This window comes from Sphaerospermopsis sp. FACHB-1094 (assembly GCF_014696195.1).
In the GTDB taxonomy this organism is placed as follows: domain Bacteria; phylum Cyanobacteriota; class Cyanobacteriia; order Cyanobacteriales; family Nostocaceae; genus Sphaerospermopsis; species Sphaerospermopsis kisseleviana.
This window is the reverse complement of record NZ_JACJPT010000017.1, coordinates 42,673-62,306: the sequence shown is the minus strand read 5'-3', so window position 1 is coordinate 62,306 and position 19,634 is coordinate 42,673. Positions and strand designations below refer to the sequence as shown.

Annotated in this window: 18 protein-coding genes and 1 riboswitch; of the genes, 13 read left to right on the top strand and 5 right to left on the bottom strand. The window is 37.6% G+C overall.

What is annotated here, in order from left to right; all coding sequences use genetic code 11:
- Positions 1 to 53: 53 nt before the first annotated feature.
- The 4 genes from uvrC (at position 54) to H6F47_RS07940 (ending at position 4,944) form a co-directional block, all read left to right on the top strand.
- Positions 54 to 1,940: an excinuclease ABC subunit UvrC gene (gene uvrC / locus H6F47_RS07955; RefSeq protein ID WP_190648469.1), complete on the top strand. Its 1,887-nt coding sequence runs from the start codon at positions 54 to 56 to the stop codon at positions 1,938 to 1,940.
- Between the two features lie 88 nt (positions 1,941 to 2,028).
- Positions 2,029 to 2,126, top strand: a riboswitch (TPP riboswitch).
- A gap of 6 nt (positions 2,127 to 2,132) precedes the next feature.
- Positions 2,133 to 3,509, top strand: coding sequence for a phosphomethylpyrimidine synthase (gene thiC / locus H6F47_RS07950; protein WP_137666427.1), 1,377 nt, complete (start codon positions 2,133 to 2,135; stop codon positions 3,507 to 3,509).
- A 238-nt stretch (positions 3,510 to 3,747) separates the two neighbouring features.
- Positions 3,748 to 3,930 carry a PCP reductase family protein gene (locus H6F47_RS07945; RefSeq protein WP_096571967.1) on the top strand — a complete coding sequence of 61 codons (183 nt, stop codon included), beginning with the start codon at positions 3,748 to 3,750 and terminating at the stop codon, positions 3,928 to 3,930.
- Positions 3,931 to 4,002: 72 nt separating this feature from the next.
- Positions 4,003 to 4,944 carry a hypothetical protein gene (locus tag H6F47_RS07940; protein WP_190648466.1) on the top strand — a complete coding sequence of 314 codons (942 nt, stop codon included), beginning with the start codon at positions 4,003 to 4,005 and terminating at the stop codon, positions 4,942 to 4,944.
- A gap of 98 nt (positions 4,945 to 5,042) precedes the next feature.
- On the opposite strand, the gene H6F47_RS07935 is transcribed toward H6F47_RS07940, so the two are convergent.
- The gene (locus tag H6F47_RS07935) at positions 5,043 to 6,431 is read right to left on the bottom strand and encodes a pentapeptide repeat-containing protein (RefSeq protein WP_190648463.1); all 1,389 of its coding nucleotides are present in this window, start codon (positions 6,429 to 6,431) and stop codon (positions 5,043 to 5,045) included.
- 246 nt (positions 6,432 to 6,677) lie between these two features.
- Between H6F47_RS07935 and H6F47_RS07930 the strand changes: the two genes are divergently transcribed.
- The 3 genes from H6F47_RS07930 to H6F47_RS07920 are packed head-to-tail and all read left to right on the top strand — an operon-like array spanning position 6,678 to position 7,538.
- On the top strand, positions 6,678 to 6,890 hold the full coding sequence (locus H6F47_RS07930) for a hypothetical protein (protein ID WP_096571964.1): 213 nt from the start codon (positions 6,678 to 6,680) through the stop codon (positions 6,888 to 6,890).
- A gap of 5 nt (positions 6,891 to 6,895) precedes the next feature.
- Positions 6,896 to 7,297, top strand: a complete 402-nt coding sequence (locus H6F47_RS07925) for a hypothetical protein (RefSeq protein ID WP_190648459.1) — start codon at positions 6,896 to 6,898, stop codon at positions 7,295 to 7,297.
- A 13-nt stretch (positions 7,298 to 7,310) separates the two neighbouring features.
- Positions 7,311 to 7,538, top strand: a complete 228-nt coding sequence (locus H6F47_RS07920) for a hypothetical protein (protein ID WP_190648456.1) — start codon at positions 7,311 to 7,313, stop codon at positions 7,536 to 7,538.
- A 94-nt stretch (positions 7,539 to 7,632) separates the two neighbouring features.
- Here the strand turns inward: H6F47_RS07920 and H6F47_RS07915 are convergent, their stop codons facing one another.
- Entirely contained in the window at positions 7,633 to 8,025 is a 393-nt protein-coding gene (locus H6F47_RS07915; protein ID WP_228051774.1) for a GxxExxY protein, read from the bottom strand.
- Between the two features lie 240 nt (positions 8,026 to 8,265).
- On the opposite strand from H6F47_RS07915, the gene H6F47_RS07910 reads away from it, so the two are divergent.
- The 3 genes from H6F47_RS07910 to H6F47_RS07900 all read left to right on the top strand — a co-directional run bounded on the left by H6F47_RS07910 (position 8,266) and on the right by H6F47_RS07900 (position 12,195).
- Positions 8,266 to 11,370 carry a valine--tRNA ligase gene (locus tag H6F47_RS07910; protein ID WP_190648448.1) on the top strand — a complete coding sequence of 1,035 codons (3,105 nt, stop codon included), beginning with the start codon at positions 8,266 to 8,268 and terminating at the stop codon, positions 11,368 to 11,370.
- A 119-nt stretch (positions 11,371 to 11,489) separates the two neighbouring features.
- On the top strand, positions 11,490 to 11,921 hold the full coding sequence (locus tag H6F47_RS07905) for a hypothetical protein (protein WP_190648445.1): 432 nt from the start codon (positions 11,490 to 11,492) through the stop codon (positions 11,919 to 11,921).
- Positions 11,922 to 11,967: 46 nt separating this feature from the next.
- A complete protein-coding gene (locus H6F47_RS07900; RefSeq protein ID WP_190648488.1) occupies positions 11,968 to 12,195 on the top strand; it encodes a hypothetical protein in 228 nt (75 codons plus the stop codon).
- Here H6F47_RS07900 and H6F47_RS07895 read toward each other — a convergent pair.
- Positions 12,105 to 14,099, bottom strand: coding sequence for an AarF/ABC1/UbiB kinase family protein (locus tag H6F47_RS07895; protein ID WP_190648443.1), 1,995 nt, complete (start codon positions 14,097 to 14,099; stop codon positions 12,105 to 12,107). The genes H6F47_RS07900 and H6F47_RS07895 overlap by 91 nt on opposite strands.
- A 308-nt stretch (positions 14,100 to 14,407) precedes the next feature.
- Here H6F47_RS07895 and H6F47_RS07890 point away from each other — a divergent pair, with 308 nt between their 5' ends.
- Positions 14,408 to 15,934 (top strand): HAMP domain-containing sensor histidine kinase, encoded by a 1,527-nt coding sequence (locus H6F47_RS07890; RefSeq protein WP_137669008.1) that lies wholly within the window; start codon positions 14,408 to 14,410, stop codon positions 15,932 to 15,934.
- Positions 15,935 to 15,998: 64 nt separating this feature from the next.
- On the opposite strand, the gene H6F47_RS07885 is transcribed toward H6F47_RS07890, so the two are convergent.
- Entirely contained in the window at positions 15,999 to 17,237 is a 1,239-nt protein-coding gene (locus H6F47_RS07885) for an FGGY-family carbohydrate kinase (RefSeq protein ID WP_096571956.1), read from the bottom strand.
- A gap of 268 nt (positions 17,238 to 17,505) precedes the next feature.
- On the opposite strand from H6F47_RS07885, the gene psaM reads away from it, so the two are divergent.
- Positions 17,506 to 17,601 (top strand): photosystem I reaction center subunit XII, encoded by a 96-nt coding sequence (gene psaM / locus H6F47_RS07880; protein ID WP_096571955.1) that lies wholly within the window; start codon positions 17,506 to 17,508, stop codon positions 17,599 to 17,601.
- 253 nt (positions 17,602 to 17,854) lie between these two features.
- Positions 17,855 to 18,268 (top strand): hypothetical protein, encoded by a 414-nt coding sequence (locus H6F47_RS07875; protein ID WP_096571954.1) that lies wholly within the window; start codon positions 17,855 to 17,857, stop codon positions 18,266 to 18,268.
- Positions 18,269 to 18,503: 235 nt separating this feature from the next.
- Here the strand turns inward: H6F47_RS07875 and H6F47_RS07870 are convergent, their stop codons facing one another.
- Entirely contained in the window at positions 18,504 to 19,229 is a 726-nt protein-coding gene (locus H6F47_RS07870; RefSeq protein WP_096571953.1) for a tetratricopeptide repeat protein, read from the bottom strand.
- Positions 19,230 to 19,634: the final 405 nt, after the last annotated feature.

The window sequence follows — 19,634 nt, the reverse complement described above, 5'->3', positions numbered from 1 at the left end:
TATTTCTTAAAATAAAGAAAGGTATTTATTTGTAAAATTACCTAACATTAGCCGTGACAGTATCATATCAAACTCTACCATTAGTTAAAAACCCAGAGAAACTAGAAACCCGTTTAGCAGAAATTCCCCCAGCACCAGGGGTTTATTTAATGCGGGATGAAAGCGATCGCATTATTTATATAGGTAAATCTCGCAAATTGCGATCGCGTGTTCGTTCCTATTTCCGTGACTACACTAATAAAACCCAACGCATCAACACGATGGTTAAATTAGTGACAGAAATTGAATTTATCGTCACTGATACGGAAGCGGAAGCTTTAGCATTAGAAGCAAATTTAATCAAACAGCATCAACCATATTTTAATGTTTTATTAAAAGACGATAAAAAATATCCTTATCTCTGCATTACCTGGTCTGAGGAATATCCGCGCATTTTTATTACTCGCAAACGTCAACTGGGAAAACCCAAAGATAAAAAAGATAAATACTACGGACCTTACACAGACTCAGGTTTATTACGGGAAATTCTGCACCTGTGTAAACGCATTTTTCCCCAAAAACAAAGACCCCAACCTTTATTTAAAGATCGTCCTTGTTTAAATTATGATATTGGTCGTTGTCCTGGAGTTTGTCAACAGTTAATTTCTCCTGAAGAATACCGGACAATTATCCAAAAAATAGCAATGGTATTTCAAGGAAGAACTCAGGAATTAATAGATATTTTAACAACACAAATGGAAGCAGCAGCGGAAGAATTGAATTTTGAAACCGCAGCTAAAATCAGAGATCAAATTATTGGTTTAAAATCCTTAACTGCACAGCAAAAAGTATCCTTACCTGATGATACAGTATCAAGAGATGCCATTGCTTTAGCCGCAGATAATCAACACGCATACATTCAATTATTTCAAATTCGTGCAGGTCAATTAGTCGGAAGATTAGCATTTATTGCTAACTCCCAAGCTGAACCAGGAGCAATTTTACAAAGAGTATTAGAAGAACATTATCAAACAGCAGATAGTGTAGAAATTCCTAGTGAAATTTTAGTACAACATGAATTACCCGATGGGGAAATTTTAGCAGAAATTTTAACACAAAGAAAAGGCAGAAAAGTAAATATTATTGCACCTTTGCGACAAACAAAAGCAGAATTAATAGAAATGGTAGAAAAAAACGCCCAATTTGAATTACAAAGAATGCAAAAATTGGGTGATAGTAATCAAAAATCCTTAGAAGATTTAGCAGCAATTCTTGATTTACCAGACTTACCTCACCGCATTGAAGGTTATGATATTTCTCACATTCAAGGAAGTAATGCAGTAGCTTCTCAAGTGGTATTTATTGATGGTTTACCAGCAAAACAATATTACCGTCATTATAAAATTAAAAATCCCAATGTGAGTATTGGACATTCTGATGATTTTGCCAGTTTAGCAGAAGTGATTCACAGAAGATTTAGGAAATATATTGAAGATCCAAAATTACCAAGATTAGGAAATTCTGACTGGCCAGATTTAATTATGATTGATGGAGGAAAAGGTCAATTATCTGCGGTAGTATCTATTTTAGAAGAAATAAATTTATTAGCAGACTTACGGGTTGTGAGTTTAGCAAAAAAACGGGAAGAAATCTTTTTACCCGGTGAGTCTTTACCTTTAGAAACAGACGCAGAACAACCAGGAGTACAGTTATTGCGAAGGTTGCGAGATGAAGCACATCGGTTTGCTGTGAGTTTTCATCGACAACAAAGAAGTGATAAATTGAAAAGGTCGCGATTAGATGAAATTCCCGGTTTAGGACACCATCGACAAAAGTTACTACTAGCTCATTTTCGCTCCGTTGATTATATCCGTCAAGCTACACCACAGCAATTAACAGAAGTTCCCGGAATTGGATCGAGATTAGCACAGGAAATTTATACCTATTTTCATCCAAATTGAGGAATATTGCACTTTCACACACCAAAATACCAAAATACCAAAAAATATTAACCCCCTCCCCTTGCTGATCATTAAAATGCTAAAATTCCATTGATGCTAGGGGTGCTTGTGAAAGCCAAGCTGAGATCAAACCCTTAACACCTGAGACTGGGTAATACCAGCGTAGGGAAGCTGTATATTGAGGATTATTGTATGCGAACTGAATGGGTAGCCAAGCGACGTGGACAGGGTAATGTTACACAAATGCACTACGCTCGCCAAGGTGTAATTACTGAGGAAATGTACCACGTCGCTAAGGTGGAAAACCTTCCTCCTGAACTGATCCGCGAAGAAGTAGCACGGGGAAGAATGGTGATCCCTGCGAATATTAATCACACTAACCTAGAACCGATGGCTATAGGTATCGCTTCTAAATGTAAAGTCAATGCCAATATTGGTGCATCTCCTAATTCTTCCGATGTTCAAGAAGAACTGGAAAAATTAAGATTATCTATTAAATACGGTGCTGATACCGTGATGGACTTGTCCACAGGTGGTGGTAATTTAGATGAAATTCGTACTGCTATTATCAAAGCTTCACCTGTTCCTATCGGTACTGTTCCAGTTTACCAAGCTTTAGAAAGCGTCCACGGCAGAATGGAAAACTTCACCGCTGACGACTTTCTCCACATCATCGAAAAACACGCTCAACAAGGTGTAGACTATCAAACTATTCACGCGGGTTTGTTGATAGAACATTTACCTTTAGTGAAAACTCGTCTTACAGGTATTGTTTCCCGTGGTGGCGGTATTTTGGCTAAGTGGATGTTGCTGCACCGCAAACAAAACCCCCTGTACACCCATTTCAATGACATCATTGAGATTTTCAAGAAATATGATGTTACTTTCAGTTTAGGCGACTCCCTGCGTCCTGGATGTACCCATGATGCGACAGATGCAGCGCAGTTAGCGGAACTGAAAACTTTAGGTCAACTTACCCGCAGAGCATGGGAACATGATGTACAGGTAATGGTGGAAGGTCCTGGTCACGTGCCTATGGATCAAATTGAGTTTAATGTCCGCAAGCAAATGGAGGAATGTTCAGAAGCTCCTTTCTATGTTCTAGGTCCTTTAGTTACAGACATTGCTCCTGGTTATGATCATATTACTTCAGCCATTGGTGCAGCCATGGCGGGATGGTATGGTACAGCAATGTTATGTTATGTGACACCTAAAGAACACTTAGGTTTACCTAACGCTGAAGACGTGCGTAATGGCTTAATTGCTTATAAAATAGCTGCTCATGCTGCGGATATTGCTAGACATCGCCCTGGTGCTAGAGATCGGGATGATGAACTGTCTAGAGCGCGGTATAATTTTGATTGGAATCGTCAATTTGAATTAGCTTTAGATCCTGAGCGAGCTAGGGAATATCATGATGAAACTTTGCCTGATGATGTTTATAAAAAGGCTGAGTTTTGTTCTATGTGTGGTCCTAAGTTCTGTCCGATGCAGACTAAGATTGAAGATGAGGCTTTAACTGAGTTAGAGGAATTTTTGGCTAAAGAACCTGTAGCGCAACAATGCTAAAATAGTTCTGGTTAAATATCGTTACTGGGTTAAACCTGGTAACGATATTATAGTGATTTTCGTGAACTATATTTTTATATCTCACGCAATCTCCGTGAGGAGATCCCGCAGGGTAGACGCAAAGGCGCAAAGGAAGAAAGAATAAAAAAAGAAGATTGAAGAAATACATTAAAAATGCTGTATTTTTGTAACTGTGCATAAATCGAAATCTGTCACATCATTCACAACCTAAAAATCTATGAGTGAACAAATAAAATGGACTGCGGAAGCGGAAGCGAAAATTAAAGAAATTCCTTTTTTTGTGCGTCCTTTTGCACGGAAGAAGATTGAAAATTATGCTCAGGAGAATGGGATAGTTGTTATTGATATTCAGGTTTATGAACAGGCTAAACAGTTGTTTAATAAGAATTTTAATAAGTAGTTGAAATTACGAAACCAATATTTTTCATGTTTAGTGTGATTTTTGGAAAAATGTGATTTTCAATATCATCAAATGACTCGACAAACTCACGATCAATTTGCTAAAGAATACCTAGAGGAATTATTAACACCTGTAGGAACAATCAAAAAAAGCGAAAAGGTGAAAAGCGAAGTTCAAGAAATTGATGTTTGGTTTGAACCCTTTCCTACACCCACTCAGGAAAATTTACCTTTGGGTTTATTAGGTAAAATCGCCAAAACTCAATGTTTAATTGAGGTTTTTCGTAACCCACCATCAGAAATAGAAATTCGCAGTTGTTTACTCAAATTATATGCTGTTCATGGCGATATTGTCAGGAGGGCGAAACGAGAAAACCAAAATATTGCTGAATCAGAATTTCCGATGTTATGGATTTTAACACCAACTTTCTCACCTCGCATGATTAAAGGATTAGGTGCAAATGAGATAGGAGAAGATTGGGTTAAGGGTATTTATTTTCTGCATGATATTTTGAAAACAGCAATAGTTGTGATTCATCAATTACCAGAAAATGAGGATACTTTATGGTTAAGAGTTTTAGGGAAAGGAGGAACACAAAAAAGAGCAGTAGAGGAGTTAACGACTTTACCAGAAAACAACCCTTTTATGGAGAATTTGTTAGAAATTTTAGCCGACTGGCGCAAGAATTTAGAATTGAGAGATAATTTAAGTAGAGAAGAGGAGGAAGAGATTATGAACTTATCACCAGCTTATTTACAACAACGGGAAGAATGGAGACAAGAAGCAAAGCAAGAAGGAAGACAGGAAGGAAGACAGGAAGGAAGACAGGAAGGACAACTTTTATTGATAACTTCTTTGTTGGAAGGGCGGTTTGGTAGTTTAGATGCTGAGTTATCTGGTGCGGTGGAAAAGATTGCTAAGTTTCCTATTGCTGAACGCACTCAGTTGCTTTTGTCTTTGGGTAGTTTATCCCGTGAGGAGTTGTTAGAAAGATTGCGGAATAGGGAAGAATAGGATATATTGGTTAAAGTTTAGCCCTAAAATTTGAAATTTAGGGTTATACAAACAAAGCCTACCTATGTAGGCTAATTTTATGGATAATTTTTATCAAATTAATTTTTAAAATATCTGGCTTTAATTTCTGGATGTTCTGCTAAAAATCTTTCTATTTCCAAATATGACCATTTTTCGACTTCAATACCATTTTTATCTCTTAAAGAATCTAAGCTATCGTGTAAAGTCGCGCCAATTATACCGCTAGTCATAATACAAAAACCTTTAGCTTCTTGTGCTTTTAGCATATCTAGTATATCAGGAACTTGTGATTTTCCAAGAGATCCCTTATCACTTTTTAATTTACATTGAGCTATCCATTTAATAGGTTTTTTATTAATATCTACACCTTTAGAAAATACAATATCTCTACCACCATCACGAGAGCGAGACTTATCAATTTTATCTATATTAGTTAATTTTAAGTCATGTTCTTTCAGAAGAATATCATAGCAAAGTTCTTCAAATTGATCATCATCTAATTGATTCCAAGAACATGATATATCATCAAATTGTAATATTTTTGCTCCTTCTATTTTAGAAAATTTTAAATCCACTCCATGTAAATTAGCATATCGTAAATCAGCATTTGTTAAATCTGCACCTCTTAAATCAGCATCTATTAAAATTGCATATCGTAAATCAGCGTTAGTAAAATTTGCACCTCTTAAATTAGCACTATGAAAATTTGCACAATATAAATTTGTATCTGTAAAATTAGTATTTTTACAATCAGCACGATATAAAATAGAAAAACTTAAATTTAACTCTGTGAGTTCTAAATTTTTCAGGCAAGCATTACTTAAATCTTTACCTACATAGTGATTATGATCAAATGAATTAAATAAGCAAAATTGATAATAAGGTTTTTGTTTTAGTGATTCCAATTTACCATTCATGATTTGCCATACAAAATACCATTTTGCCTCTAATTTTGTATGGCTATCAATTATTGTACTCTTGAAATTTACCCAATTTAATTTAGCTACACTTAAATCAACACCACTTAAATCAACACCACTCAAATCAGCACCACTCAAGTCAGCACCACTTAAATCAACATCACTTAGATTAGCACCACTCAAGTTAGCATCACTTAAATTTGCATCATTTAAATAAGCATCACTTAAATTTGTATCACTTAAATTAGCACCACTCAAATCAGCACGAGCTAAGTTAGCATCATTTAAATTAGCATCACTCAAATCAGCATTACTCAAATTAGCGTCACTTAAATCAGCACTACTTAAATCAGCACCACTCAAGTCAGCATCACTTAAATTTACATCATTTAAATAAGCATCACTTAAATTTGTATCACTTAAATTAGCACCACTCAAATCAGCACTACTTAAATTAGCACCATTCAAATCAGTCCCACTTAAATCTAAACCCTGAAAATTTCTTTCTTCTTCTTCATAAAGTGCTATAAGTTCCTCAGCGTCCATACTGTTTGAGCCTTTTATACGGTATCGTTTATTTGTAAATACCTTTATATTGTAGCAAATTTACAAACTGAATAAGGAATTATTATAATTTTGATACACAAGTTTTGTTTTTCCACCCAACTTTGAAAAAATATGTCACACTTTATCAATAGCTTACCGTAGTGCGATCGCCAAATCATACTAAATGTATTACTTTTCGATAAACCAGCTACAATACAATAAGATAAATCTCACCACAAGCAAAATATGACACTAACCGAATTACTACCATCAATTCAACAACTTTCAGCATCCGAAAAACTTAAATTAATTCGCATTCTTGCAGAAGAGTTAGACTCTACAGAAGATATTTCTCCTTTAGAACCATTCAAAACATATTACCTAGCAACTCCTGATAACAGCTTCGGTGCTGGAAAAATCCTCATGGAAGAATTAAATCAATCTATTGCTAATGATTAAATTTTATGCGGTTTAAATATTCAACAACAGATCCCAGTCAAAATGAATTTGATAGTTTACCCAGACTTCCCTTAATTTTACGTAAAGGTGATCAAATAATAGAAGTGTTGGGTTTAGTAGATAGTGGTGCTACTATCAACGTTTTACCCTATGAAATAGGGCTTGAGTTAGGTGGAATCTGGGATAGTAGAAAGGCAATTATCCAATTAGCAGGTAATCTCAGTCAAGCCGCTATGCCATTTTTTGCGACTGCTGAAATAGGTGAATTTCCCTCAGTTAATTTGGCTTTTGCATGGGTGAATAAACCAAATGCACCCCTAATTTTGGGACAGACTAATTTTTTTATGGAATTTGATGTTTCTTTCTATCGTTCAAAACTTGAATTTGAGATCAAACCTAAATCGTAGTAAAATACCCTCTATGTCTCTACAAGAACTGAAAGAAAAAGCCTGTAAATTATCGGAGAGCGATCGCCTAGAACTCGTTCGCGTAATTATCGAATCCTTACAAAATCAACCTAACCAACATTCAGAAAGAACTCGCATTATCAAACAAATGAAAGGTTTATTAAAAACCAATCAACCAGCACCAAATGATGAACAAGTTAAAGCAATGTTAGCAGAACATAAAGAGGAGAAGTATCTGTAGTGAAAATTCTCATTGACATAGTTGGTATTTTTTTTGTAACGAACCGCAAAGTACGCAAAGTACACAAAGGAAGAGGGTTTAAGAGAGGGTAAGGTTAGGAGGAAAAGATGATGCGTTTTATGCCTTCTTTGAGGAGGGAAACGTTAAAGTTGATGAGGAGTGCAAGGGGGTATTTAGTCATTTTTAAATATGAGAGAACTTGTGCTTCATGGATGGGAGTTAAACTTTGCACAGATTTTAATTCTACTATTAGGGATTCTCCAACTAAAAAATCTAATTTACCCTCACCGACAGGACGACCTTTATAGTATAATTTTACTGGATGTTCAAAGGTATGAGGTATTTCACGAAAAAGAAATTCTTCTCTTAAAGCCCTATGATATACCTCCTCTAAAAATCCAGAACCTAATACTTGATGTACCTCAATAGCAGCACCAATAACTCTATAAGCTAACTTTTCTACCTCTTCATTTGGCTGTCTCAGCATAACTTCCTTTGCTAACATTAAATAAATTACTTAATCCTCTTACTTTGCGAACTTTGCGAACTTTGCGGTTAAAAAAAATCAAAAGTCATCAACACCAACAGACCATAAACCGCATTATCTCACACTTCCAAAACTTATAAATCTTCCAAATTTACTAACTTTGCGGTTCGTAACAAATCACCATCCATGCTACCTTATGGCAAAATTGATCAGAGTCCTAAAAAACTGATAATTCCCAGCATGACCGCAACTATACCAAATCTCCCCAGTGTTTACGAATCATTCTCCACAGAAGCGAAATGGCAAAAATTCTGGGAAGAAAACCAAGTCTACAAAGCAGACCCCAACCACCCCGGTGAACCCTACTGTATTGTTATTCCGCCCCCAAACGTCACCGGCAGTTTACACATGGGTCACGCATTTGAAAGTGCGTTGATTGATGCCATCATTCGCTATCAAAGAATGAAAGGTAAAAATGCCCTTTGGCTACCTGGTACTGACCACGCAAGTATCGCAGTACAAACCATTCTGGAAAAACAACTCAAAGCAGAAGGTAAAACTCGCTACGACTTAGGTAGGGAAAAATTCTTAGAACGGGCTTGGCAATGGAAAGCTGAATCAGGTGGTACAATTGTCAATCAATTACGCCGTTTGGGTGTTTCCGTGGACTGGTCGCGGGAACGCTTCACCCTAGATGAAGGTTTATCAAAAGCTGTTTTAGAAGCATTTATCCGTCTTTATGAAGAAGGTCTAATTTACCGGAGTAATTACTTAGTTAACTGGTGTCCCGCTTCTCAGTCTGCTGTGTCTGATTTAGAAGTCGAACCCAAAGAGGTAAATGGTAATCTTTGGCACTTCCGTTATCCTCTCAGCGATGGTTCTGGATTTGTGGAAGTTGCCACAACCAGACCCGAAACCATGTTAGGTGATACGGCAGTTGCGGTTAACCCGGAAGATGAAAGGTATAAACATTTAATTGGTAAAACTCTCACCTTACCCATCATGAATCGGGAAATACCGATTATTGGTGATGAATTAGTTGACCCCGCTTTCGGTACAGGATGCGTTAAAGTCACTCCTGCCCATGACACTAACGACTTTGAAATGGGTAAGCGTCATGATTTGCCGTTTATCAATATCATGAACAAAGACGGCACGCTTAACGAAAATGCGGGAGAGTTCCAAGGACAAGACCGCTTTGTTGCTAGAAAAAATGTAGTTGCTCGTTTAGAAGCCGACGGTGTACTGGTTAAAATAGAAGACTATAAACATACAGTACCCTATAGCGATCGCGGAAAAGTCCCCGTTGAACCCCTACTTTCAACCCAGTGGTTTGTCAAAATTCGCCCCCTCGCTGACAAAACCCTAGATTTTCTAGACAATCAAAATTCCCCCGAATTTGTCCCCGAACGCTGGAGAAAGGTTTATCGTGATTGGTTGGTAAATCTGCGTGACTGGTGTATTTCCCGTCAATTGTGGTGGGGTCATCAAATACCCGCTTGGTATGCAGTCAGCGAAACCAACGGTGAAATTACCGACACCACACCCTTCTTTGTTGCTAAAACCGAAGCAGAAGCATTAGAAAAAGCTAAAGCCCAATTTGGCGAAGAAGTCAAACTAGAACAAGACCCCGACGTTTTAGATACTTGGTTTTCCTCTGGTTTATGGCCTTTCTCCACATTAGGATGGCCAGAACAAACCAAAGACTTAGAAACCTACTACCCCAACGCTACCCTAGTTACAGGATTTGATATCATCTTTTTCTGGGTAGCAAGAATGACCTTAATGGCAGGACATTTTACCGGAAAAATGCCCTTTAAAACCGTTTATATTCACGGTTTAGTTAGGGATGAAAATAATAAGAAAATGTCCAAATCAGCAAACAATGGCATTGACCCATTATTGTTGATTGATAAATATGGAACTGATGCCCTGCGTTATACATTAGTTAAAGAAGTAGTCGGTGCAGGTCAAGATATTCGCTTAGAATATGACCGCAAAAAAGACGAATCTATCTCTGTAGAAGCATCCCGAAATTTTGCCAATAAAATCTGGAATGCTGCCCGATTTGTAATGATGAATTTGGATGGACAAACTCCAGCCCAATTAGGTAAACCAGAACCCATAGAACTCAGTGATAAATGGATTCTTTCCCGTTATCATCAAGTAGTTAAACAAACAAATAACTACATTGATAATTATGGTTTAGGGGAAGCAGCCAAAGGACTTTATGAGTTTATTTGGGGAGATTTTTGTGACTGGTATATTGAATTAGTAAAATCCAGATTACAAAAAGATGCAGATCCCGCATCTCGGAAAATTGCCCAACAAATTATCGCCTACGTTTTGGAAGGGGTATTAAAGTTATTACATCCTTTCATGCCCCATATTACCGAAGAAATTTGGCAAACTCTCACCCAACAACCAGCAGAGAATCCCCAAGTTTTAGCTTTACAAAGTTATCCAGAAGCGGATACAAATTTAATTGATGCTGGTTTAGAAGAACAGTTTGATTTGTTAATTAATACTATCCGCACCATTCGTAATTTACGGGCAGAAGCTGATGTTAAACCAGGGGCAAAAATTACCGCAAATTTGCAAAGTGAAAGTGAAAAAGAAAGGTCAATCCTGACAATTGCGGAAGCATATATCAAAGATTTAGCTAAGGTAGAAACCTTAACTATTAATGCTCCCACTTCCATAGAAAGCACTCCAGAAAATACTGGAGAAGCACCAACAAGATCACCAACAGAAGCACCAACAGAATTACCCAAAAATAAAGAACTTTTCAGTAGTTCCTATTGGCGGACTTTGAAAAATATTGGTTTAATTCTGGCGGTGTTAGTTACTCTCAGAGTCGTTATTTTTGTCGGCAATACATCTTTGCGGATACCCATTTTTGGTAGTTTCTTTGAAACAGTAGGTTTATTTTATGCAGGTTGGTTTGTGGTCCGTTATTTACTTAATGGTAAAGCCAGACAAGAATTATTTGCTAAATACTTCCCACCCAGTGAAGCACCGACACAACCAGAAATAGAACCTGCTACCACACAGGAAGAAGAAAAAGAACCTGCACAGGAAAAAGAAAATTCTATTTCCGGAGTTGTGGGTACTGTGCAAATTGTTATTCCCTTAACTGGAGTAGTTGATGTTGAAGTATTGCGGGCGAAATTAGAGAAAAGTTTGAATAAAGTTGAAGCGGAAGTTAAAGCTTTAACTGGAAGATTGAGTAATTCCAACTTTGTAGATAAAGCTCCCGCAGATGTGGTACAAACTACCAGAGATGCTTTAGCAGAAGCACAAAAACAAACGGAAATTTTACGCGATAGGCTCAGTTCTTTATAGCAGGTGAATGGTAATCGGTAAACGGTGATATAGGAAATAATTTTTCTCTATTACCAATTACCAATTACCAATTACCAATTACCAATTACCAATTACCAATTACCAAATTTTGAATTACTATGTTGTATCTAGCTCAAGTATGTAAAAATGATTTTTTAGGGCAATATCAATTACGCCTATTAGCACGTCAGGAATCTGAATATTTATGGTCTATTATTTCTGAAGATACTTGTATTCTTCTGGCAAAAGGAAGCATCATGAACGAGAAAGTGCTGGTATTAGTCGAACTTTCTCCTACAGGTGAAATAGAAACAATTGAAGACGCTACCAGTTGGGTACTTTATTTAGTGCAAACTTACCTCAAAACTGGTATTACCCCAGAATTTTTACAGCAGGAAGCAGAAAAAGCGGAACAGTGGCGACAATCTTTAACCTTGCAAAATCAAGATTTAGCCCGTCGCACTTTGGAATTAGAAGCCCGTCATGAACAAATTCAAGCCCTACAAGAAAGTATTCAACGTGACCACAATGGACATCAAGAGGGTAATTGATAATTGATAATTGATAATTGATAATGGGTAATGGGTAATTAATTATATGATTCCCAATCACCAATCACCAATCACCAATCACCAATCACCAATCACCAATCACCAATCACCAATCACCAATCACCAATCACCAATCACCAATCACCAATCACCAATCACCAATCACCAATCACCAATCACCAATCACCCAATTTCCTCTTCTGCTAATAATTGCCGAATTAACCTAGCTACGGCTTTTTGCGTAAAACGATTAGCAATTTGTTGTCCTAAATAATGTACTCTTGGATTAAAAAGTACCTGCGCTACTTGGGGAGCAAGTTTAGCAGGATCAAAACCTCTCGTTTCTCGGAGAATTCCTAAAATTCGTTTAATATGTTCTAAAGTTTGTTGTTGTTCAACACTTGCACCAGGCATTTCATTAACTGCTGTTAAACCTACCCTTTCTCGGAGTAAAAAAGTAAAATTATGTAAAACGTTTTTACTTACCGCATCCAGCCCATTCACAAACTCATCTACTAACCTATCACGAATAAATACACCGCGTTCAGAAGAGAGAAATTCTACACTCTGATTCATGATTAAATTAAAGTCGTAATCTTGACTATTACGGGCATTTTTTAACAAGTTTTCTAAACGATTCCACCGGAATTTACCATCTTTAAATAGTAAATCTTTCAATGAAGTTCTTAATTCATCAGCTGGATCTGTTAACAGTCGTTTAGAAACATAAGGATAAGCTTCACTGAGAACTTTGAAATTCGGATCTATATAAATAGCAATCCCTTCCAATGTCACCAAAGAACGAATAATTAAAGCGTAATAGGGAGGTACGCGGAAAGGATACTCATACATTAATGCTGATAAATCATCAGTAATGCTTTTAATGTTTAGTTCTGCGACACTCGCACCTTGGGCATTAGCAAAAACCTTGGCAAAAGCCGGAACAATCGGTGTTAAATCTGTTTCTGGGGAAAGAAATTCTAATTTGACATAATCTTGTGCTAATAAATCAAAATCACGGTTAACAACGTGAACAATAGCTTCAATTAAACCATAACGTTGGGGCGGTTTAATTTCGCTCATCATCCCAAAATCAAGATAAGCTAACTTACCATCAAAGGTAGCTAACAAATTACCAGGATGGGGGTCAGCGTGGAAAAATCCATGTTCTAATAATTGACGCAGGGAACACTGCACACCTACTTCAATTAAATAACGTGCATCTATTCCTAGTTCTTTAATTTCCCTCGTTTGAGTTAATTTAATACCATTAATCCATTCCATCGTTAAAACGCGACGGTTGGTGTATTCCCAGTAAATTTTTGGTACATAAATATCTGGGATATGTCCATATAATTCAAAAAAGCGTTCAGCATTTTCACCTTCATGGATATAGTCCATTTCTTCAAAAATGCGATCGCCCAATTCATCCAAAATCCCAACTAAATCACTTCTAACCCGTTTTACATTTTTTTGCACCCATCCAGCTAACTTGCGTAAAATGTACAAATCAATGGTAATTCTTTCTCGCAAATCTGGACGCTGGACTTTAATTGCTACCTCTTCCCCAGTTTTGAGTTTACCTTTATAAACTTGTCCCAAAGACGCAGCAGCAATTGGTTCTGCTGAAAGTTCCGCGTAAATCTCCTCTGGACGACTTCCTAATTCTTCCTCAATAAACTGGTAAGCTATTTCATTAGGAAACGGTGGTAATTGATCTTGTAATTTAGTTAATTCTTCCAAATATATAGGAGGAACTAAATCCGGTCTAGTAGACAATGCCTGTCCAATTTTAATATAAGCAGGACCTAATTTTGTTAATAATTCTCGCAGTTGAACTGCCCGACGACGATCATTTTTCACCACAATTCCCCGTTGCTTATCCCACCAAATCCCGAAAAGATATGACAACGTAGGTCGTAAAACTGTTAAAATTCGCCGCAGAACCTGTAAAGGCTGGTTTTGGTAATGTGCTTGAATCTCTTCAGGATCATAACGCAGTGTCTCAGGTTCAGTTTCAGCTAATACTGTCTGCTTATGCTTTGCTGAGAATTTTGGTGAATTGATCACCAAGACTTCTGTACTATTTTCTGGTATTACTTCAATTAAGGACAATTCGCTTCCGCGACTGTCCTCCACGGTAGAACGAGAACTAGGGGGAAGACTCTTAACCATCATCAAAAAGCCACCAGTGAGATAAACGCTGTTAAATATTGTAACAATATGTTGCGAATGCCGCTAGATAAGTCAACAAGCAAGGAAAGTTGTAATCATATCTTGGCAAGGTTTTATCCCAGCTTGATTTTCATCAAGATAGCCATCATCGCCAGGGAAATTCCTACTCAATTGTTCGGTTCTACTACTATCACTAATGCAGAAAAGACTATAACCTCATAAGTATGTATATAGTGCAGTGTCTACTTTAGCTGCTGTGAGATGCTCGTCAATTAGATTTTAGATACTCGTTAATCGAGAGGTGAAAACCTGTGTACGAATGGATTTTGCCAAGTTTGAGAGAAGTTTTAGCCGCAAGCCGATCAAATAAGGCTGAGTGTTCATCTGCTAAAGCAGAGCAACAATGGCGCATCAGTTTAGCAGCTACAGAACATCTCCTCCTCAATACCTTGGCAACTACGACATCTGACATCACTCAAGGTTTAACCCAAGGTTTAACTCAAGGTTTAGTTTTAACAGCACCAGCACCCTTATTTAGTCAGCCAAAATTAACTAAAAGTTTAAAAACGGTTACTTTTACTGCCCAACCCTTTAACCCTTTGGCTTTGATGCCGTTTCAAGTTTCCGGTGCGATCGCCCAAAGTCGAGAAAATGAAGCCATATCTCCTTGGGAAGATCCGCAGCAAATTACAGACTATGCTTACAAATATAATCATATCTGTCCAGAAGAATCAATTTTACCCTTATTACCTGCCGATCCTCTAGGAGCAGAGCAGTTTTGCTTGGTGTTCACAGAAAATTTTAGATTGGTTTTAGTGTTATCAGCAAACAGCAGCGGGAACAAAGAATTTTTATTTTCTTTTGCACCAGAAGTAGTACAGCAAGCTTGGCAAGTTTTAGGCGCAAGGGTGGTTTTGACTAATCCCGAATTATTTGCCGATTTGGATGCTTTAGTCCAAAAATATCCGGCAACTGCACCAAACTATCAAACTATAATTCAATTTACCCAGTTTTTGCTTCAGGAATTAGCAGAACCAGAAACGGATAAACCAACACATACTATTCCCATCTCTCCACCTACCCACAATCATCTTTCCCCATCAGCAAAACCATCTTCCCGTTCTGATGTGGAATTACTACAAGCTTTTGCCCATGAAGTCCGCACCCCACTGGCAACTATTCGTACTATGACTCGGTTGCTACTCAAGCGGCAAGATTTACCAACTACTGTAATTAATCGTTTGCAAGTTATTGATCACGAATGTACTGAACAAATTGATCGGATGGAGTTGTTATTTAAAGCCGCAGAATTAGAAACTTGTACAACAACAAAATCTGGCAATACCCAATTAACTCCAATGTCTTTGGATCAAGTTTTACAGCAAAGTATCCCCCGTTGGCAACAAGCAGCAACTCGACGGAATTTAACTTTAGATGTGGCTTTACCTCAGCAATTACCAACTGTTGTCAGTAATCCCGCTATGCTAGATCGGGTACTCACCGGTTTAATGGAAAATTTCACCCGCAGTTTACCCCCCGGTAGTTCTATTCAAGTTCAAGTTATTCCCGCCGGGGATCAACTCAAATTACAATTATCACCTCAATTAGATTGTCAAGATACAACCAGAACAATAACACTACCAATTCGTAAATCTTTAGGTCAATTATTAGTATTCCAGCCGGAAACAGGAACTATTAGTTTAAATATTTCTGCTACTAAACATCTATTTCAAGCTATTGGTGGTAAGTTGATTGTACGTCAAAATCCCAAATATGGGGAAGTTTTAACCATTTTCCTCCCTTTAGAAGTTAGTTGTCAACAAAAAGTGAAAATGTAAGCAGTCAGGAGGCAGGAGGTAAATATTTCTCCCCAATCACCAATCACCAATCACCTATTCTTGATCACCGCATCGCTAAAAGCGCACTTCCATAAGCAGCTTCGGTGTTATTAGATGCAACTACAGGTACTTTTAAATATTTAGCTCTAATAGCCGTCCAAGTAGAATTAGCCGCACCACCACCAGCCGTATAAACATAGCTTAATTTATCTGCTCCCAGTTGTTGCAATAATTCATATCCTCTTGCTTCTATTCGCGCCATACTTGATAACAAACCATGTAAAAATTCTTTGGGATCATCTGGTCTAGGTTCTAGTCTTGGGGGTAGATGGGGATCATTAATGGGAAAGCGATCGCCTTCTTTCAACAAAGGATAATAATCTAACTCACTGGCTTGTGATACATCAATTTCTTGACTCAAGCGAACTAACTCATCATCAGTAAAAAAGTGTTTTAATACAGCGCCCCCAGTATTAGAAGCTCCTCCAGTTAACCATAAATCTCCTAAACGGTGGCTGTAAATTCCATATCGTGCATCTTCTACACGGGTACGACTCAAAAGTTTCAACACCAAGGTTGAACCCAAAGAAGTTACCGCTTCCCCTGGTAATTTTGCTCCACTAGCTAAAAAAGCCGCAATACTATCTGTTGTTCCTGCACACACCAAGCAATCACGCCTAAAACCAAATTTAGCCGCAATTTCTGGAGTTATTTCACTAATGGGAGTACCAGGTGCTAAAACTTGGGGTAAAAACACAGGAATTTGCATTTTTTCTAGCCATTCTGGATATTGCAACTTTTCTACGTCATAACCCAATTTTAAAGCGTTGTGATAATCGCTAATACCTAATTTTCCATGTAAGAGAAATGCCAGCCAATCAGCTTGATGTAGTAAATATCTAGCTTGATTAAACGTAGGTAATTGTTGCATCCACAGCAATTTTGCTAGGCTAGAAGTAGCACTCAGTACCGTGTGGTTAGGTGGAGCAATACTACTCAAATCCTTGAGCATCATTGATCCCCGTGGATCGTTGTACAATAAGGGAGCATCTACAGGCTGGCCAGCAGCGTCAGTCAGCAAGATTGTGGAAGAAGTACCGTTAATAGCGATCGCCCCAATTTCACGCCGCCATTCCTGGGAAATTCCCTCTATAAGACCCCATAAAGCGTCTTTCCAGCAATTTACCCAATTTGTCACATTTGCCCAAGGATAACGCATTTGAGAGACAATTCTAGCCTCTTCATCAATCACTATCGCTCGTGCGCCAGATGTACCAAAATCAATACCCAAGTAGAAAGTCATAACGGGGAATAGGGAATAGGGAAGAAAATTTTAGATTTTAGATTTTAGATTTTAGATTGGAGTTGACAAAAACAATCCAAAATCCAAAATCCAAAATCAATAACTCCTGCCTCCTGACTCCTGACTCCTGACTCCTGACTCCTGACTCCTGAAAAAATCATGTTTTTGTTGCATCTTGTAACAAGATATTCCCCAATTTTGGCAAAACAAGGAAAAGTAGTAAAAGAAATGTTAATCATCTCATTGGAATTTTAGGAGAGTTTCCACCATGACTATCTCAGATACTCAAGTGTACATCGCTCTAGTTGTAGCTTTAATTCCAGGCATTCTCGCTTGGCGTTTGGCGACTGAACTTTACAAGTAACTCCCAGATGTGACACCCACACAAGACTAAATCAACCTGGCCATACAAGGTAAAATCTTCAGGATCTTGGGACTTTTAGCCAAAAGTATCTTGAAAAAATGTACCTGCGTATGCCAGGTATTTTTTTTTATGACCTAATACTTGTAGAAAATTACCAAAAATGAAGTAATATGGCAGCTAAATTAAGTCGCAATTAGCGCCATTTTACTTTTAATGGTGCTTCCCTTCAATCAGCCTGACTATTTTTATTGTTATGAACGCCTTTCAACCATCCAAACCACCGCTACAACCACCAGTTAAACCCACCCGAACTGCTCCTAGACCAAAAAAACATCTTCACCAACGTTCTTATCAAATCATGGCACTAGAAACTTCTGCCAAGATCACCGTTAACTTGGTTATTATCACAGCAGCGGTATCTGCTCTATCTCAGCTTATGCCTTATCACCGGTTACAACAAGATAAGTTGCGAGAAATCCGCACAGAAGTCAAGCTCATGCAAGGACGTGTTGATGATTTGAGGACGGAATTTAGCCGCAATTTTGATCCCAGTCAAGCTAATAGTATCAGGCAAGAACAATCATATAGATTTGCTCCCAGTCAACTTCCGGTGGTGCTGATTAATCCAGATACTAAAGATACTGAACGATCCAATTCCACACCCTGAGACAAATTGAAATGATTTGCAATTTTAAGGGTGTATAAACAAGAAATGAATTTCTATTAATAACAGAAGCTAATAGTCAATAGCTAATTCGTGAAGAGTTTGATAGTTATCATCTATTAGCCAATCAAAGATGCAGGGGCGCTACCAAAAAATTAAAACAAAAAATTAAAATTTGAGAAAGCAAAAAATTGAAATTTTTTGAATTTTGAATTTAATCTGATTTAATGTGAAAAATTTACCAATCAGTCTTTTGGGGAAGAAGCAATTCATCTAACCAATTTTCCAGTTGTAAGCGCAACCGATAACCAGAAACATCCTCATTGGTGTCTAAACAGTTGATATATGTGAGGGCGCGGTAATAATCAGCGATCGCACAATTCCAGTCACCCCAAATATGATAAGTCCTACCACGTTCAGCCCAAATATTACCTTGTAGCTGACCAAACAACAATGCAATCTCAAAATTATCAATTGCTTCCTGATATTCTCCTAAATCACGCAAAGTAATACCACGGTTAATCCAAGCACGAACATAACGCGGATTTAAATCTAAAGCCTGATCATAGTCGGCTAGTGCGGCAATGAACTCGCCACAAGCAGCATAGCAATTAGCTCTATTATTATAAACACTTGCTAACTTAGGATTTAGCTGCATTGCTGTATTGTAGTCACTTAGAGCTTTTTGGCATTCACCACTTTGAAAATAAATTAGCCCTCGATTGTTATAATCAATTGCATTGTTAGGATGACTATCAATCAATTGGTTTAACAAAGCGATCGCCTCTGTGTAATCCCCTTGGTGAGCTAACTTTAAAGCATAAGACCTTAAGTAGCCGTCCTCTGGTAAAGATTTACTGCTAGTTTTCACGCCAGTTTTTTGTGTATACGCAGTATTTTGATGATTGCCTTTGTATAGTGGATTGTTCTGTGTATTAGAAGTTAAAAAGGAGTAATGATCCATATATTCCTGCCTGAGCTACTTGCTCTGTGAAATCAAATGAAATGATAGGATTTTGTTTGCTAGTGGTTTACTCACTGTTTCACTGTTTCAGGAGTCTTGGCTTAATCCAAGAAGAACAAATTTAAACTACTTAAACAATTAAGCCATAAGCCTAAAAATATATACATCACTCCAAAGGTCAATTCCAGAAAGAATTTTGATCAATGTAATAATTCAGGAGTCAGGAGTCAGGAGTCAGTGGTTCGGCTTACTTCGACTTACTTCGACTGCGCTCAATACAAGTCGCTCACCAACCGGAGTCAGGAGTCAGGAGTCAGGGGGTTAGTAGCTAGTTACTTTTTTCTTAACCAATACTAACAAATACTCACATTTGCTCAAAATTTTCTGTCATCTTTTGGCTTTGTC